Raw genomic sequence first — 15,306 nt, forward strand, 5'->3', positions numbered from 1 at the left:
TCCGTGCCCAGCGCAGAACAGGACGGCGGCAGCAGATGACAGTGACACACACGGCGGGGCATCCACTGCCGTACGACACCTACCGCGAGGCCGTCGCCCGCGAGACCCTGCGCTACTGCGAGGTGGTCCAGGGCGTCGACCCGACGACCCCGGTGCCCACCTGCCCCGACTGGACCCTGGCCGACCTGACCCGGCACGTCGGAGCCCTGCAGCGCTGGTTCTGCACCCTGCTGACCCGACTGGTGCAGGAGCCCCCACGCAGCCGCGACATCGAGCTGGGGCTGCCGGAAAACCTGCGCGACCATGCCGACTGGGTGGCGGCGGGGGTGCCCGGCGTGGCGGCCGTACTGCGGGACACGGATCCCGAGGCACCGATGTGGGTGTGGGGCGAAGACCGGCACGCGCGGTTCTGGGCCCGCCGGATGCTGTTCGAGACGCTGGTGCACCGGGTCGACGCGGAACGTGCGCTCGGCCTGACCTCGGACATCGACCCCGTGCTCGCGGCGGACGGCGTGGACGAGTTCCTCGTGAACCTGCCCTACGCGGGTCTCTTCGCCCCCGGTGTGACCAAGCTGCGCGGTGACGGCGAGACCCTCGCGTTCCGCAGCACGGGCGTCGACGGCGGCCCCGGGGAGGAGTGGCGCATGCGGCTGGACCCGGACGGTTTCCGCCCGGTGGGCCGCGAGGCCGGCGACCAGGAGCACGTCACGGCGGCGGTGCGCGGGCGGGCGGCGGACCTGCTGCTCCTGCTCTACGGGCGGCGGTCGTACCAGGAACCCGCCTTCGAGGTCTCGGGACAGGCCGCGGTCCTCGACAACTGGTTCACCCACACCGCCTTCTGACCCGGGCCGCGCTCACTCGGCCTGCTGCCCGGCCGACGGTTCCACGGGCAGCAGGCAGACCGCGAGCGCCGCGGTGTCGTCCTTGAGGCTGTTGTGGCTGTAGGCCAGCAGGTCGTCGTGGAGCCGTGTGAGCAGCTCCGCCGGCGGTAGGGGACCCCAGGCGCGGAGGCGGTCGAGCAGCGGGTAGAAGGCGCCGGTCGCGTCCCGCGTCTCCGTGACGCCGTCCGTGTACAGCAGCAGTTGATCGCCGGGCCGGAACGGATAGGTGTCGAGGTGATACGGGTCCTCGACCAGCATGCCGAGGTTCAGGGGCGGTGCCGGCCGCCCGCTGTCCAGTTCGACCACCTCGTCGGGCCGCAACCGGACGGGCGGCGGATGGCCGCAGTTGACGATGCGGACGATGTGGCCGTCGGCGGGGACCTCGGCGAACACCGCGGTGACGAACCGCTCGCTCGTCTCGGTCCCGCCGAGCTGCGTCGCCCTGCGGCTCATGCTCGTGTCCACCCGGCCGGCCAGAGCGAGCAGATCGGGTTCGTCGTACGCCACCTCACGGAACGCCCCGAGCATGGCGGCCGCGGTCTCGACCGCCACCAGCCCCTTGCCGCGGACGTCCCCGATGAGCAGACGGACGCCGAACCGGGTCGGGACCGCCTCGTAGAGGTCGCCGCCGATGCGCGCCTCCGCGGCGGCGGACAGATAGAGGCTCTGCAGGCGCAGGTTGCCGATCCGGTGCGGCAGGGGGCGGAGCAGGACGCGCTGTGCGGTCTCGGCCACGAACCGCACGTCGGCGAGCGTGCGTTCACGCCGGACCCGGTGGGCGGCCAGGATCGCACCGAGGCCGCCCACGAGAATCGTACAGATGTAGGCGGCGATGTAGTGACGGTCCAGCAGATAGCCGGCGGACCGGCCCGCGCAACAGGGAGTACCGGCCAGCACCGCCTCGAGGCCGACGGCGAACACCGTGGCGGCACCGACGGCCAGGGGCCCGTGCGCGAAGGCGGCCAGTACGGGCACGGCGATCAGGGCGAAGCTCACCGGCCAGTCGAGGGGCGTGACCGGCTCCAGCAGCAGCACGGCCGCGACGTACAGGAGCGGCAGCCAGCGCAGCCACGCCGGAGGGGCCGGCAGCCGGGGCCGTGTGGGTGTGCCGTCCTGCTCCGGCTCCCAGCCGGTCCGTCCGTGCTTCACCCGTCCAGCCTGGTCTGCCGCGCCCCCGTACCCCCGTGATTGCTCCACTCAACGGCATGTTCCGGCGGTCAGTTCCCTCCCCGTGCCTGCGATGCGCCGCCGAAGCCGATGGCGAAGACGTGCAGGCCCCCGGCGGCGACGTCGGACGGCAGACGCACGCTGCTGACGGTCTTGCCCGGACTCAGGGCCACCGGCGCCGTGGCGAACACATACGTCTGTGTGCTGTCGGAAGCGGTGCCCGCGTGGTTGCGGTAGGGCACGGTCACCGCGACGGTGTTGCCGGGGAGCGGTGAGGCGGCGCCCGCGCTCAGTGTCCAGTCGGACAGGCCGAGGGGGACCGACTGGGTCGTGCCGTCCGTGTAGGTGACGGTCGCGGTGCCGGACACCGGGCCGTTGTTGGCGGCGCCCAGGAAGGAGATGCTGCCGGAGCCGGAGGTCCGTACCGTCTGCCCGTTGGCCACGTAGTTGTCCGGTGCGCCGGGTGCCACGTCGGGCCAGGTGAAGCCGACCCCGTTGGCGGTGACCTTCGAGCCGGGGGTGACTCCCGCGGTGGCCAGGGCGTGCGCGGAGTAGCTGTAGCCCGCGCCGTCGAAGTTGGCCGAGGCCGCGGCGGTGTCGCCGGACGCCCCGACGTCGGTGTAGCCGGGCGTGCCCGGGTAGGAGCGCGGGGCGGCGGAGGCGTCGGACGCCCAGGACGTGTTGGGCGAGGCGCCGAGGACGTAGGTGAGGGCGCCGCCGCCGGTGAGGGCGCCGTCGGGGGCGTGGGCGGCGTTCCATGCCGTGCCGTTCCAGGTGGCGGACTGGACGTACGGCGCGTCGTCCGCGGCTCCCGTGCCGTTGACGGTGAGGGTGTGGCCGGACGGCAGGGTGATCACGGCCTGGCTGAAGAGCGGGCTGCCCAGGGCCAGGTCTGCGGTGCCGGGGGTCTCCGGGTACATGCCGAGGGCGGACCACACGTACCACGAACTCATCTCACCGAGGTCGTCGTTGCCCGCGAGTCCGGACGGGCCGTCGGTCCAGATCTGGTCCTGGGCCTGCCGGACGGCCTTCTGCGTCTGGTACGGGCGGCCGATGTAGTCGTACTCCCAGGGGATGTTGAGGCTGGGCTCGTTGCCCAGGTCGGTGTAGCCGCCGGAGCCGGTCAGCGAGGACAGGTCCGTGTCCAGGTACTTGGCGAGGGCCGCGTCGCCGCCCATGGCGGTCGCCAGGCCGTGCACGTTGAACGGCACCATCGGCGTGTACTGCCAGGAGTCGCCCTCGACGAAGTTCCTGCCCGACGTCGGCGAGAAGCCGGCCGTCCAGGTGCCCGAGGCGTCGCGGGGCTGGATGAAACCGCTGCCGAAATTGAACAGGTTCTGCCAGTCCTGTGCCCGGTCCGCGAACCGGTGCTGGTCCGCGGTGTGTCCGAGGGCACCGGCGAAGGCCGAGACGGCGAAGTCTGCGGAGTTGTACTCCAGCGTGGTGGACGCCGGGCCGTAGAAGTTGCAGCACCCGTACTTGCCGTTGCTGGGCAGTCGGCCGAGCTGCTCCAGATAGGCGAGCCCGGGCCGATTGTTGTTGGGGTCGGTGGCCTCCGCGATCATGCCCTTCAGCGCGGTCGCGGTGTCGAACTTCCTGGCCCCGAAGGCGTAGTAGTCGGCGATGATCTCGTCCGCCGGATCGCCGACCATGACATACGTCTCGCCGTTGTTCTCCGACCATTTGGGGAACAGTCCGGTCTGGCGGTAGTCGTCGACCATCGACTGGGCGGTGTCGGCGGCGGTCTGCGGCGCGACCAGGGCCTCGAGCTGGGCCTGCGAGCGGTAGACGTCCCAGCCCGAGTAGTTGGCGTAGGCGGCGCCGTGGCCCTTGTCGACGGTGTGGATCCCGCCGTCGAAGCCGGGATAGCGGCGGTTGGTGTCACTGATCACGTTCGGATGCAGCAGCGCGTGATAGAGCGCGGTGTAGAAGACGGTCTGCTGGGAGGGCGTCCCGCCGGCGATCCGCACCCGGCCGAGCAGGGAGTTCCAGGCGTCGTGCGCCGCGCCGCGCACCTTGGCCAGGTTCCAACCGCTGTTCTCCGCCTGCCGGTTGCCCACGGCGTCGGCGGCCGACACATAGGAGATGCCGACCTTGGCCTGAACGGCCCGGTCGGTGGTGGTGTCGAATGTGACATAGCCGTCGGAGCCGCTCGTCCGGGGGGTGAAGGTGTGGGGTGTGCGGGGCCCGGCGCCGTGCAGGGTGGGCTTGTTCGGCGCCTCGGAAGCGCTGGGGGAGGCGTTGCTCCTCGGCGTGGTGGGCGTGGCGGCGGCCAGGGCGGTGCCGCTATGGCGGAACGGCTGGTCGAAGACCATGTCGTAGTAGACGGTGTAGGAGTTGCCCTCGCCGCAGAAGTTGCCGCTGGTGACCTTGCCTCTGACCTCTCTGTCGTTCACCACATCGAACTCGGCGGCGCTGTCCCCGTTCTCGCTGCCCGTCAGCTTGAACAGGAGGTTCGCCTGGCTGGTGGACGGGAAGGTGAAACGGGCCATGCCGCTGCGGGTGGTGGCGGTCAGTTCCGTCTTGACGCCGTTGTCCAGCGACACGGTGTAGGAGCCGGGGGTCGCGGACTCGTTGGCGTGCGAGAAGCTGTCGGTGGCGCCCGTGTCGACCGCACCGACGGTCGGCAGCACGGGGATGTCGCCGGCGGCCCGGCAGCCCGGCCCCGCGATGTGGGTGAGGCCGAAGCCGGTGATGGCCGAATCGGCGTACTCGTAGCCGCCGCCGTCCGGCCGGTGCGGGCTGGTGTCGGGGCTCCACTGGACCATCCCGAACGGGGTGTCGGCCCCTGGGAAGTCGTCGGCGGCGTGCGAAGTGCCGATGAACGGGTTCACGCGAGAGGCCGGATCGGTGACCGGCGCGAGCGAGACGGGATCGGCATGGGCGAGGGCTGAGGCGGCACCCAGGACCAGGGCGCCAGTGGCCAGCACGGACAGAAGGCGGAACGGCACCATCGTGACCATGTCCCTTCGACAACGTTGTCCCGAAGGTTGCCCCTTCAGCCCCAGCTGTCAAGGCCGCGCGACACAGAACCAGCCGTTCGTCTGACATGACGTCACATCGACTCTACAGCCGACGACTTGGCCCAAGTCCAAAACTTTTCATAAGGCCAAAGCAACAAATCTTGACGGCAACCACCACTGTGCGTACGTTCCGCAACGGCCGCCCCGGCGCTCCAACTCGAATGCTCCCAGCCCCGATCACCCCCACATCGAGGAGCCCAGCATGCGCGGAAGCCCCAGATCGCTCGCGTCGCTCCTGGCCGTCATCGGCCTGGTCCTGGGCGCGTTGCTCGGCCTGCCCGGACCGTCACAGGCCGCGGGTTCGCTGCCCTGTGACATCTACGCCGCAGCCGGCACCCCGTGCGTCGCCGCGCACAGCACGGTGCGCGCGCTCTTCTCCTCCTACGACGGCCCGCTGTACCGGGTCACTCGCGCCTCGGACGGAGCGGGCGCCGACATCGGGCTGCTGTCCCCGGGCGGTTACGCCGACGCCGGCGGGCAGGACAGGTTCTGCGCGGACACCACCTGCGCCATCACGAGGATCTACGACCAGACCTCCCGGCACAACGACCTCACCCCGGGCCCGGCGGGCACCTCCGGCATGGGCGCGGACCGGGGCGCGGACGCCTCCGAGATCGCCGTCACCGCCGGCGGGCACAAGGTGTACGGCGTGTGGATCTCGCCCGGAGTCGGCTACCGGTACACGGGCGCCGCCCCCGGTGTGGCTGTGAACGGACAACCGGAGGGCGCCTACATGGTGGCCAGCGGCACCCACGTGGGCTCCGCCTGCTGCTTCGACTACGGCAACGCCGAGAGCACACCGGCCGACACCGGCAACGGCCACATGGACGCCGTCAGTCTCGCGACCACCTGTTACTTCGCACCGTGCACCGGCTCCGGGCCGTGGGTCGAGGCCGACCTGGAGAACGGCATGTTCCAGGGCGACAACGGCTCCAACACCGTCAACCGGGGCAACGGCAGCACCTTCGTCACCGCCGTACTGAAGAACGACGGCCGGACGCGGTACGCCCTCAAGGGCGGCGACGCACAGTCGGGCGCGCTCACCACCTGGTGGGACGGCGCCCTGCCCACCCGCGGCGGGTATCGGCCCATGCACCAGGAGGGCGGCATCATCCTCGGCACGGGCGGTGACAACAGCAACTGGAACATGGGCACGTTCTTCGAGGGCGTGATGGTCTCCGGCTACCCGACCGACGCCGCCGAGAACGCCGTCCAGGCGAACATCGTCTCCGTCGGCTACTCCGGCGAGACGAACGTTCCAAACGGCCCCCAGGGCACCATCACCGGCCCCGGCGGCAAGTGCGTCGATGTGGCGGCTGACGACACCGGCACGGACGGGGCGGCCGTCCAGCTGTGGGACTGTCAGTCGTACGCGGAGGACCAGCACTGGACGCATTTCACCGACGGAAGTCTGCGCACGCTGGGCCGGTGTCTGGACATCAACGGCAATGGGACGGCGAACGGCACGCAGGTGGAGTTGTGGGACTGCGATGGTGTGGGTGGGCAGAGGTGGGTGCAGCAGGGTGATGGTTCGCTGCTGAATCCTCAGTCGGGGCGGTGTCTGGACTCTCCCAGTGGTGCGACGGCCAATGGGACGCGGCTGCAGATCTGGGACTGCAACGGCTCGGCGGCCCAGAAGTTCCGGCTGGGCTGACAGCGGATCGCCGCTGGGCCGCAGGGCGTTTGGTGGGATGTCGGAGGAGATGTCGGAGCGGGTGTCAGAGGTCGTCCTCTTGCTCCGGTACGACGACCTGGTCGATCAGCCGCTGGATCTGTTCGCTGGGCAGGGCGACGGCCATGGCCCAGTAGTAGATGACGAGGCTGAACGCGGACGTGACCCCGATGTCCCACCACAGCGGGAACCAGGGGTGCTTGAGCGGGCCGAAGTCGCTGAGGTAGACGATGAGCCCCATGCCCACCAGGTAGACCGGCAGCCATTGCGCGGCACGCAGATCGAGCTGGGGGGTGATGGGGTTCATCTTGAACAGCCGGTTCGCGACCAGGATGACGTAGCCGATCAGGATGGCGACGCCGAGCTTCCAGTCGGTGGTCCAACCCGACCAGAGGATCAGCAGGTTGGCGACGACGAAGGCGAGCGGCGACAGCACACCGCCGCCGGGCAGCCGGTAGGGACGGTGGGCGTCGGGCAGCCGGTTGCGGAACACCCCGAAGGAGAGCGGGGCACCGGCATACATCAGCACGCTCGCGCTCGTGATCAGGCCGACCAGGGAACGCCAGCTGGGGAACGGCAGGAAGCAGATGCAGCCCACCACGAAGGCCGTGATCAGGCCCACCCAGGGAACACCGCGCCGGTTGGTGTTCTCGAACGCGGACGGCACATAGCCGTTGCGGCTGAGGCCGTACGACACCCGGGAGGAGCCGGTGATGTAGATCAGACCGGTGCCGGCGGGGGAGATCACGGCGTCGAGATAGAGGACCGTGGCCAGCCAGCCCAGGCTGATGAGGGTGGCGACCTGGGCGAACGGTCCGCTCAGCGCGGTGAAAGCGGAGTTGGCCCAGTGGCTGCCGATCTGGGAGGCGGGGAGTGCGGCGAGGAAGGTGACCTGGAGCAGGATGTAGATCAGGATGCCGATGAGGATCGACCCGATCACCGCGCGGGGGATGTCCCGCTTGGGGTTGGCGCTCTCGCCGGCGAGCTGGTCGGCCTGCTCGAAGCCCAGCAGCGCGAAGATGATGCCGCTGGTGGAGACGGCGGACAGGATGCCCTTGGCCCCGTAGGGGTTGAAGCCGTCGGCCGCGGTGAAGTTGCTCGCGTGGAACTGGGCGATGGCGAAGACGAAGATGGTCAGCAGCGGGATGCCGACCTTCCACCAGGTCGCCGCGCTGTTGGTGCGGGCCAGCAGCCGAATGCTGAGGAAGTTGATGGCCGTGATGACCGCCATCAGTCCGACCGCGACGGCGATGCCGGGCGGGGTCAGGACATGCTCGCCGCCCTTGACCTTCTCCCAGCCGTTCGCCCAGGAGTAGTGCTGGCCGTACGTGATCATCGCCAGCACCTCGATCGGCGCCACCGTGGCCGCCTGCAGCCAGGAGAACCAGCCGAACGACGCGCCGGCGGCGCCCCCGAAGGCGTAGTGCGGGAAGCGTGCGGTGCCACCCGAGACCGGATACATGCCGCCGAGCTCCGCATGCACCAGCGCCAGGATCAGGATCGCCAGGCCGCCGATGGCCCAGGAGATGATCGCCGCCGGCCCTGCGGCCGCCAGGGCGCCCTGCGCGCCGAACAGCCAGCCGGATCCGATGATCGAGCCCTCCGAGGCCCAGATGAGACCGACGAAGCCGATCTCACGCCGAAGCCCGGGTTTGCGGGTCTTCGGTCCGGGCGTTGCTTCCGACACGGCCATGGTGCACCCCCTCTATAGGGTGTGAGATGCATCACCATCGTGCCACGCTGACGCGGTCATGGCACTCAACGTGCACATACCGGTTTCTGACGGGGCCACGCATGTCGATGAGCGCCCGTGCCCGTCGGTCAGCCGGAGGCGAGGTGCGGTCCGGCCGGTGGGGCGCCGGTGACCGCCGCAGAGTAGAGGGCCTGGGTAGCGGCGCCGAAGTAGGCGCTGTAGGAGATCTGCGGGGTGTTGCCGCCGGTGTGATAGCCGCCGATCACTCCGACGACCGCCCATCCACCGGGCCAGGGCACGAGCATGGGGCCACCGCTGGTCCCGCCCACGAAGGCGTCGCAGGCGATGCGCGGGAACGTGCCCGGGTCGGCCGGGTCGTCGCTGCCCCACCTGGTGGTCCAGCTCCAGCACTCCAGGGGCTTCTCCGCCCCCGCCGGATAGCCGATCATCCGTACCGGGAAGTGGTAGTAGCCGGTCCCGGTGAGCAGCCGCACGCCGCCGACGGCGTCCTCCAGGCGTGTTCCGTCCTGGTTGGGCTCGGTGACCGCGAAGGCGAAGTCGTAGCGGGCGCCCGCGTGTTCGCCCAGGTCGTAGTACTGCTGGGCAACGTAGACGCCGTTGGTCCGCACGGGAAAGATCCCGAACGGCTTGAGGCTGTCGTGGTACTGCGGGACGAAGGCCAGGTGCCGCTTGGGCGAGGTGCCCGCATAGCCCTTCAGACAGTGGCCGGCACTCAGAACCAGGTCATGGCCGGGGCTGCGCACGACGGAGCCGCTGCACGTCCGGCCGGTACCGGTGCCGTCCGTCCAGAAGAAGGTGCCGGCCTGGGGGATGCCGTCGAAGCTCCGGCTGGGCGGGATGTACTCACCCGGCCGGGGGCCGTCCACGGCGGGGGCGGAGCCGGTCGCTGTCGTATCGGTGCCGGTGCCTTTGAGGACGTCGGCGGGCAGCGCCGCCTCCATCCGGGCCGGCGTCCAGTACGCGTCGAGCTGGTCGGCGAGCGGGTTGGGGCCACCCGTGACACCGTCGGCGAACTCGGCGGCGCCGTCGGCGGGCGTGGCGCCGTCGGCGAACGCTGTGGTCGTGTCGGCGGGTGCCGCGGCTGTCTCGGCGGATGCCGTGGTGGTGAGGCCGGCACTGATCAGAAGGGCAGCCGCGCAGCCGGCGGCGAATCGCACGATCCTGGTCCCGGGCTCCATCAGTTCCCCTCGGACGGACGCAAGTGACGGCCCACCATAAGCCCGCGGCCGCCGGGCAGCACAGCGTCCGCGGTCGTACAGGGTGCACGGGAGGCCGAACAACTCCCGCCGGGAGGTGCACGCGTGCCGACGCGGACCAACGCGGCGCCCTGCCCGGTGGCGCCGGTCGCCACGAGCTGATGGTCGATCCGGTCGACGACACCTACCGTCGGCTGATGAACCGGCAGCTGCCCGTGCAGGGGGCCCGCCATCGTGTGGCCCGCGCGATCCGCCACGGCGGCCGGGGCCAGATCCGCCAGGCGTACCGGGAGGGCCAGGAGGACCGGCTCGCCGCCCTCGGTCTGGTCCTCAACGCCCGGTGGAGGCCGGGCGCCCGACGCTCCGGGGTCGAGGCGAGGAACGCCGAGCTGGGCTCAGCACTGGCTGAACGGCCTCGCGGAGCCCCTAACTGGCACCCTCCTGAACGGGATCCCGGGATTCCGGTCGATCTGGGGCATCGGCCGGGGCGGCGGCATGCAGCGCCGCCTCAACCCGGCGGTTGCTGGTCATGGTCCCGGTGATGGCGGTCATGGCCAGGAGGAGGCCGGCTGCGGTGTAGAGCGGGGTGCGTACGTCGTAGGTGGTGGCCAGCCAGCCGCCGAGGAAGGCGCCGAACGGGGCGGCGCACATGGCGAGCATGCGGGAGGTGGAGGCGACCCGGCCCATCAGGTGGGCGGGGACGATCGCCTGGCGGAGGGAGGGGCCGAGCACCATCGTGGCGCCCATTCCCGCGCCGCAGACGGCGAGCGCGAGGCCGGCGACGTATGGGTTCGGGGCGGCGGCAAGGCCCAGGACGGCGAGTCCCTCGACTGTGGCCGTGCAGGTCAGCGCGGTGCCGGTGCCGAGTCGTCGGCCCAGGAAGGAGGCGATGCCCGCGCCGAGCAGACCGCCGGTGGCCTCCGCCGTGAGGAGCAGGCCGAAGCCGAAGGTGTCGGTGCCGAGACGGTCGCGCGCGAAGAGGGCGAGTACGGTCTCCACGGCGAGGAAGGCGATGTTCCCGACCGCCGGACGCAGCGCGAGCCCGAGCAGCAACTGATCCCGGAATACGTACGAGGCGCCGGCCCGAGCCTGCCGCAGCAGCGACTCACGGGCCTGCGGTACGGGCCGGGGTGCGGCAGGCAGCGACCGTACGAGCAGTGCGGAGAGCGCGAACGACACCGCGTCGGCGAGCAGCGGAACCGCCCGACCGAGCGCGAGCAGGGCACTGCCCGCAGGCGGCCCGGCGAAGCCGGACGCGGCGGTCTGGGTGCCGCGCAGGCGGGAGTTGGCACGCTCCAGGAGCGCGGGGTCGCGGCCGAGCAGATCCGGCAGAAAGGCCGTGGCGGCCGTGTCGAAGAAGAGTCCGCCGAGGCCGAGGAGGAAGGCGACGGCCGCGAGCAGTGGAATGCTCAGCACGTCGAGCGCGGCCGCCGCCGCCGGTATGGCGAGCAGCACCGCACGCGCCGCGTCCGTGACCCACATCGTGCGCCGGCGGTCCCAGCGGTCCACCAGCGCACCGCCGAGCACCCCGAAGAGCAGCCATGGCAGCGTTCCGGCAGCCGTGACGACGGCGAGCGCCATCGGATCCCGCGTCAATGTCAACGCGAGCAGCGGTAGTGCGGCATGCGTCACCCCGTCACCGAGCGAGGACACCGTCTGCGCAGTCCACAGCCGCCCGAAGCCGGGCGGCAGCTTCCGGACGTCTGAGGTCACTTGGCGTCCCCTTCGGTCTGCTCGCGCGATGCCGGGTGGAACAGTGCGAAGACGAGTGACGCGTCCGGCAGCGACGGATCGGACAGCTCCCGGTACTCGTCCGCCAGTGCCTCAAGCCGCGCCCCCAGTTCCGCGAACTGCTCCTCGGTGAGCCGCAGATGCGCCATCCGCAAATGCCGCTCGCCATCCACCGGCGCTGCCTCCAGGTCCGCCACCGCATGCCGCATCAGCACATTCGGCCCTCCCTCGCCCGGATCCGGCAGCACGACCTTCCGCGCGGCCATTGCGTAATACCGCTCGGTGACCCCCCGGACCTTCCGCGTCCGGACCACCTTCACCAGGCCGGCCCGTTCGAGCAGCCGTACGTGGTAGCTGGAACTCCCCTTCGCAAGGCCCACCCGCTCGGCGATCTGCGTGATCGTCGCGGGCTCGAAGCGGAGCACGGCCATGATCCGGTGACGCGTGAGATTGGAAACGGCGCGTAGCTGTTCGTCGGTGGTGACGTGGAACGTCTCTGGAAGATCATCGGTAGGCATGCCCCAATGGTCAACACTTATTGACCATTGGGCAAGGGGTTTTTCGGACTCCCGGTCGTGTGCCACGCCTTCCTCCACCCGGGCGGCCCGCGACCTGCTGACTGACCCCGGCCGCTCCATCACTTCGATCCCCAAGCTCCTCGGCGTCTCCTCTGGCGCCCTCTACACCGGCGGCGCACCGGCGAGATCCCCGCCGCGTTCCGGGCCGGGACCCGCGGGACGCATGAGGCATGACCCGCGGGGTAGGTGCCCGTTCCGGCCATGGGACGGTCATCGGTCCCACTGGAAGGAGAAGGTCATGAAGAAGCTGATACGGAAAGCGGCCGTGGCAGGAGCTGCCACCGCGGCGGCTGCGGGCGTGCTCCTCGTCGGCGGCGGTCCCGCGGCGGCCGCTCCAGGGAGTACCGGGCACACCACTGCCGGCGCCTCGGCCGTGCCCGCCCGGCACACCCAGCACCACCACCGCGGTCTGCAGTCCATCGATCCGTGGGTCGCCGGCCAGCTGGCGTGGTTCGACCCCGCCGCCCGGCACCGCCTGGCGGTGTTCGACCCGTGGATCAAGGACCAGCTGACGCGCTACGCCGCTCCCAGCTGTTAGCCCTTGTGCCACTCCCGCGAGCCGCTCCGCTCCGCTCCGCGGCGCAACGGTCACTTCACGAACACCATGTCGCAGCCGGTGATCGAAGTAGGCGGAGACATATGCCTCGTTGGTGCGTATCGCGGTGGCCGGGTCGATGGTGCCGATGTCGTCGGTCCGCTCGCACCGCCGCAGATGCAGCTGTGGCGCGAGGGTCTCCGCGTCGGTGAACGAGCCATGGGCGGAGCCGCGCAGGGAGAGCTGTGGGCGCGGAACGACTTCCAGCCGGGGTCGGTGTCCGTGTCGCCGTCCTTGCCCAGGAGCAGGAACGGCCGGTCGGGGCCGTGCCGGGCGACGGGCATGAGCGAGCCGTCGATGTAGGTCAGGTCGCCGTCCATGTCGATGCCCGCGGTGATCCGGTGGTCGGCGACCATGGCCGGCGCGGCGGCGGTACCGCCCATCGAGTCCGTTGCGGGCGGCCTCCGCTATGAGTGGCATCTGCGACCCGACACTCCTGTCGGCGATCCGGACGACGGCAGCGCACTCCGCCCAGCGTCTGCGCGTGGCCCGAGCGGAGTTTGAGCGTCGGCGGATGCTCGGCGCCGAACGTCCTGCCGAACACCGGCAGCAGTGCGTCGTAGGCGGCAAGGGCCTCCTTGTGGTGGCCGGGGGCGCACATCGCGAGCGCGGCGACGCTCGGGGCCAGCGGCGCGTAGGTATCGAGACGCAGCACAGACCGGGCCTCGGCCACGGCGCGCTCCTCGGCCTCCGCCTCGGCGTAACGCCCGTTCATGTGCAGGGTCATGACCTGGGGTCAACGGCGATGTCGCGGTCTTTCCCGCATTGTTTCGGCCACGTGACCGGAAGAACTTCACGCCGGGAGCGTACGGAGGCCGTACACGCAGGCCGGCGGAAGTGGCGACAGTACGCTTCGGGCCACGCCGTGCCCGCCTCCTTCACCTGCCGGGCCGGGGGTCGGCGGGCTCGGCGCGCAGGCCTTGGACCAGGAGCTCCACCAGCCGGCGCGCGTCGTACCGGGGATCGCTCTCCGCTCCGATGCAGAGGTTCCCGACACCCCGCATGAGCTCGTAGGCCCGCAGGTCGGAGCGGATCTCGCCGGCGGCGGCCGCGGCTTCGAGCAGCTCGGTGCAGACGGGGAGGAGCCGGTCGAGGAAGTAGGCGTGGAGCGTGTCGAAGCCGGCGGTGTCGGACTTCAGCACGGCGGCGAGTCCGTGTTTGGTGACCAGGAAGTCGACGAAGAGGTCGATCCACCGCCCGAGCGCGGCGTGGGCGGTGGCACTCGTCTCCAGCAGGCCGGGACCGGCCTCGGCCAGGCTCTCCACCTGGTGCCGGTAGACGGCGATGATGAGATCCGAGCGCGTCGGGAAGTGGCGGTAGATCGTTCCCACCCCGACGCCGGCCCGGGCCGCGATGTCGCGTACCGGTGCTTCCACACCCGAGGTGACGAAGACCGCCGCGGCCGCGTCGAGCAGCGCCTCCTTGTTGCGCCGGGCATCGCTCCGCTTCGACCGGGTCGCGCGCCCCGACCCCTCGCCGCTGTCGCTCACAGCGCCGCTCCTTCCACAGCCGTGCTTGCTAAACGGAACGGTGTTCCGTATCGTCTTTTCCGGAACGACGTTCCGCTTTGCTTATGGTGGCAGAGTGCCGGGCCGACCGCCAAGCCGGGCCGCCCAGGGAAGGCCGCGCCGTCGCCGCGAGCTCCACCTCCCGCGGTCGGATTCCGCGGCACACCCTTATTCGCCCTCTGTTTCTACGACGCTTCCCCCGCAGTGAGGAGACAGGTCATGCAGTACCGCACCCTGGGCCGCACCGGCGTGCAGGTCAGCTCTCTCGCGCTCGGCGCGATGAACTTCGGCAGGATCGGCCGCACCACCCAGGACGAGGCCACCGCCCTCGTCGACGCCGCTCTCGACGGCGGGATCAACCTCATCGACACCGCCGACATGTACGGCGACGGTGAGTCGGAGGAGATGGTCGGCAAGGCCATCGCGGGCCGCCGTGACGACATCGTGCTGGCGACGAAGGCCGCCATGCCGATGGGTGACGAGCGCAACCACCGGGGCGGTTCGCGCCGCTGGCTGGTCACCGCGCTGGACGACAGCCTGCGCCGCCTCGGCGTCGATCACGTCGACCTCTACCAGATCCACCGGTGGGACCCGAACACCAGCGACGAGGAGACGCTGTCGGCGCTGACCGACCTGCAACGCGCGGGAAAGATCCGCTACTTCGGCTCCTCGACCTTTCCGGCGTATCGCATCGTCCAGGCGCAGTGGACCGCCCGGGAACACCATCTGGGCCGCTACGTCACCGAACAGCCCAGCTACTCCGTCCTGCAGCGCGGAATCGAGAGCCATGTGCTGCCGGTGACCGAGGAGTACGGGCTCGGCGTGCTGGTGTGGAGCCCGCTGGCCTCTGGCTGGCTGTCGGGCGCCATCCGTGCGGGCCGGGACATCACGACCAACCGCTCGGCGTTCATGCCGCAACGCTTCGACATCGGCGCCCCCGCCAACAGGGCCAGGCTCGAAGCCGTCGAGCAGCTGGCCCGGGTCGCCGACGAGGCCGGCCTCACACTGATCCAGCTCGCGCTCGGTTTCGTCACCGCGCATCCCGCGGTGACCAGCGCGCTCGTCGGCCCCCGCACGCGGAACCATCTGCAGGCCCAACTCGCCGCCGCCGACGTCGTGTTGTCCGCGGACGTACTCGACGCCATCGACGCCGTCGTGGCCCCCGGAGCCGACCTGGCCCCCGAGGAGAAGCACGACACCCCGCCCGCGCTGCTCGACCCGGCCCTGCGGCGCCGGTGAGC

General features: G+C 70.7%; 12 protein-coding genes and 1 pseudogene. 5 read left to right on the top strand and 8 right to left on the bottom strand.

Features of this window, described 5'->3' with window-relative positions; all coding sequences use genetic code 11:
• The first annotated feature begins 35 nt into the window (after positions 1 to 35).
• Positions 36 to 842: a maleylpyruvate isomerase family mycothiol-dependent enzyme gene (locus ACZ5NH_RS05205; RefSeq protein ID WP_468773032.1), complete on the top strand. Its 807-nt coding sequence runs from the start codon at positions 36 to 38 to the stop codon at positions 840 to 842.
• 12 nt (positions 843 to 854) lie between these two features.
• On the opposite strand, the gene ACZ5NH_RS05210 is transcribed toward ACZ5NH_RS05205, so the two are convergent.
• Positions 855 to 2,030 (bottom strand): PP2C family protein-serine/threonine phosphatase, encoded by a 1,176-nt coding sequence (locus ACZ5NH_RS05210; protein ID WP_468773033.1) that lies wholly within the window; start codon positions 2,028 to 2,030, stop codon positions 855 to 857.
• A 68-nt stretch (positions 2,031 to 2,098) separates the two neighbouring features.
• Complete coding sequence (locus tag ACZ5NH_RS05215; RefSeq protein WP_468773034.1) at positions 2,099 to 5,011, bottom strand: lectin; 2,913 nt, start codon at positions 5,009 to 5,011, stop codon at positions 2,099 to 2,101.
• A gap of 262 nt (positions 5,012 to 5,273) precedes the next feature.
• Here ACZ5NH_RS05215 and ACZ5NH_RS05220 point away from each other — a divergent pair, with 262 nt between their 5' ends.
• Positions 5,274 to 6,725 carry an arabinofuranosidase catalytic domain-containing protein gene (locus ACZ5NH_RS05220; RefSeq protein WP_468773035.1) on the top strand — a complete coding sequence of 484 codons (1,452 nt, stop codon included), beginning with the start codon at positions 5,274 to 5,276 and terminating at the stop codon, positions 6,723 to 6,725.
• A gap of 64 nt (positions 6,726 to 6,789) precedes the next feature.
• On the opposite strand, the gene ACZ5NH_RS05225 is transcribed toward ACZ5NH_RS05220, so the two are convergent.
• Positions 6,790 to 8,436 (bottom strand): APC family permease, encoded by a 1,647-nt coding sequence (locus tag ACZ5NH_RS05225; protein WP_468773036.1) that lies wholly within the window; start codon positions 8,434 to 8,436, stop codon positions 6,790 to 6,792.
• 128 nt (positions 8,437 to 8,564) lie between these two features.
• Positions 8,565 to 9,635 carry a trypsin-like serine peptidase gene (locus ACZ5NH_RS05230; RefSeq protein ID WP_468773037.1) on the bottom strand — a complete coding sequence of 357 codons (1,071 nt, stop codon included), beginning with the start codon at positions 9,633 to 9,635 and terminating at the stop codon, positions 8,565 to 8,567.
• 179 nt (positions 9,636 to 9,814) lie between these two features.
• On the opposite strand from ACZ5NH_RS05230, the pseudogene ACZ5NH_RS05235 reads away from it, so the two are divergent.
• Positions 9,815 to 9,991 (top strand): annotated as a pseudogene (locus ACZ5NH_RS05235) (Tn3 family transposase); the annotation flags it as partial.
• 88 nt (positions 9,992 to 10,079) lie between these two features.
• Here ACZ5NH_RS05235 and ACZ5NH_RS05240 read toward each other — a convergent pair.
• Entirely contained in the window at positions 10,080 to 11,366 is a 1,287-nt protein-coding gene (locus tag ACZ5NH_RS05240; RefSeq protein ID WP_468773038.1) for an MFS transporter, read from the bottom strand.
• On the bottom strand, positions 11,363 to 11,902 hold the full coding sequence (locus tag ACZ5NH_RS05245) for an ArsR/SmtB family transcription factor (RefSeq protein WP_468773094.1): 540 nt from the start codon (positions 11,900 to 11,902) through the stop codon (positions 11,363 to 11,365). Before ACZ5NH_RS05245 ends, ACZ5NH_RS05240 begins: the two co-directional genes overlap by 4 nt.
• 298 nt (positions 11,903 to 12,200) lie before the next feature.
• Between ACZ5NH_RS05245 and ACZ5NH_RS05250 the strand changes: the two genes are divergently transcribed.
• On the top strand, positions 12,201 to 12,500 hold the full coding sequence (locus ACZ5NH_RS05250) for a hypothetical protein (protein WP_468773039.1): 300 nt from the start codon (positions 12,201 to 12,203) through the stop codon (positions 12,498 to 12,500).
• A gap of 50 nt (positions 12,501 to 12,550) precedes the next feature.
• Here ACZ5NH_RS05250 and ACZ5NH_RS05255 read toward each other — a convergent pair whose 3' ends face one another.
• Entirely contained in the window at positions 12,551 to 12,940 is a 390-nt protein-coding gene (locus ACZ5NH_RS05255) for a hypothetical protein (protein WP_468773040.1), read from the bottom strand.
• A 495-nt stretch (positions 12,941 to 13,435) separates the two neighbouring features.
• Entirely contained in the window at positions 13,436 to 14,047 is a 612-nt protein-coding gene (locus tag ACZ5NH_RS05260) for a TetR/AcrR family transcriptional regulator (RefSeq protein ID WP_468773041.1), read from the bottom strand.
• A 237-nt stretch (positions 14,048 to 14,284) separates the two neighbouring features.
• On the opposite strand from ACZ5NH_RS05260, the gene ACZ5NH_RS05265 reads away from it, so the two are divergent.
• Positions 14,285 to 15,304, top strand: coding sequence for an aldo/keto reductase (locus ACZ5NH_RS05265; RefSeq protein ID WP_468773042.1), 1,020 nt, complete (start codon positions 14,285 to 14,287; stop codon positions 15,302 to 15,304).
• Positions 15,305 to 15,306: the final 2 nt, after the last annotated feature.

This window comes from Streptomyces sp. NPDC031426, from assembly GCF_055581585.1.

What these genes read in the sequence shown, in the direction of transcription:
- ACZ5NH_RS05205 (WP_468773032.1), top strand. Translation starts at nt 36, where the DNA reads ATGACAGTGACACACACGGCGGGGCATCCACTGCCGTACGACACCTAC.
- ACZ5NH_RS05215 (WP_468773034.1), bottom strand. Translation starts at nt 5,011, where the DNA reads ATGGTCACGATGGTGCCGTTCCGCCTTCTGTCCGTGCTGGCCACTGGC.
- ACZ5NH_RS05220 (WP_468773035.1), top strand. Translation starts at nt 5,274, where the DNA reads ATGCGCGGAAGCCCCAGATCGCTCGCGTCGCTCCTGGCCGTCATCGGC.
- ACZ5NH_RS05225 (WP_468773036.1), bottom strand. Translation starts at nt 8,436, where the DNA reads ATGGCCGTGTCGGAAGCAACGCCCGGACCGAAGACCCGCAAACCCGGG.
- ACZ5NH_RS05230 (WP_468773037.1), bottom strand. Translation starts at nt 9,635, where the DNA reads ATGGAGCCCGGGACCAGGATCGTGCGATTCGCCGCCGGCTGCGCGGCT.
- ACZ5NH_RS05245 (WP_468773094.1), bottom strand. Translation starts at nt 11,902, where the DNA reads ATGCCTACCGATGATCTTCCAGAGACGTTCCACGTCACCACCGACGAA.
- ACZ5NH_RS05250 (WP_468773039.1), top strand. Translation starts at nt 12,201, where the DNA reads ATGAAGAAGCTGATACGGAAAGCGGCCGTGGCAGGAGCTGCCACCGCG.
- ACZ5NH_RS05255 (WP_468773040.1), bottom strand. Translation starts at nt 12,940, where the DNA reads ATGGGCGGTACCGCCGCCGCGCCGGCCATGGTCGCCGACCACCGGATC.
- ACZ5NH_RS05265 (WP_468773042.1), top strand. Translation starts at nt 14,285, where the DNA reads ATGCAGTACCGCACCCTGGGCCGCACCGGCGTGCAGGTCAGCTCTCTC.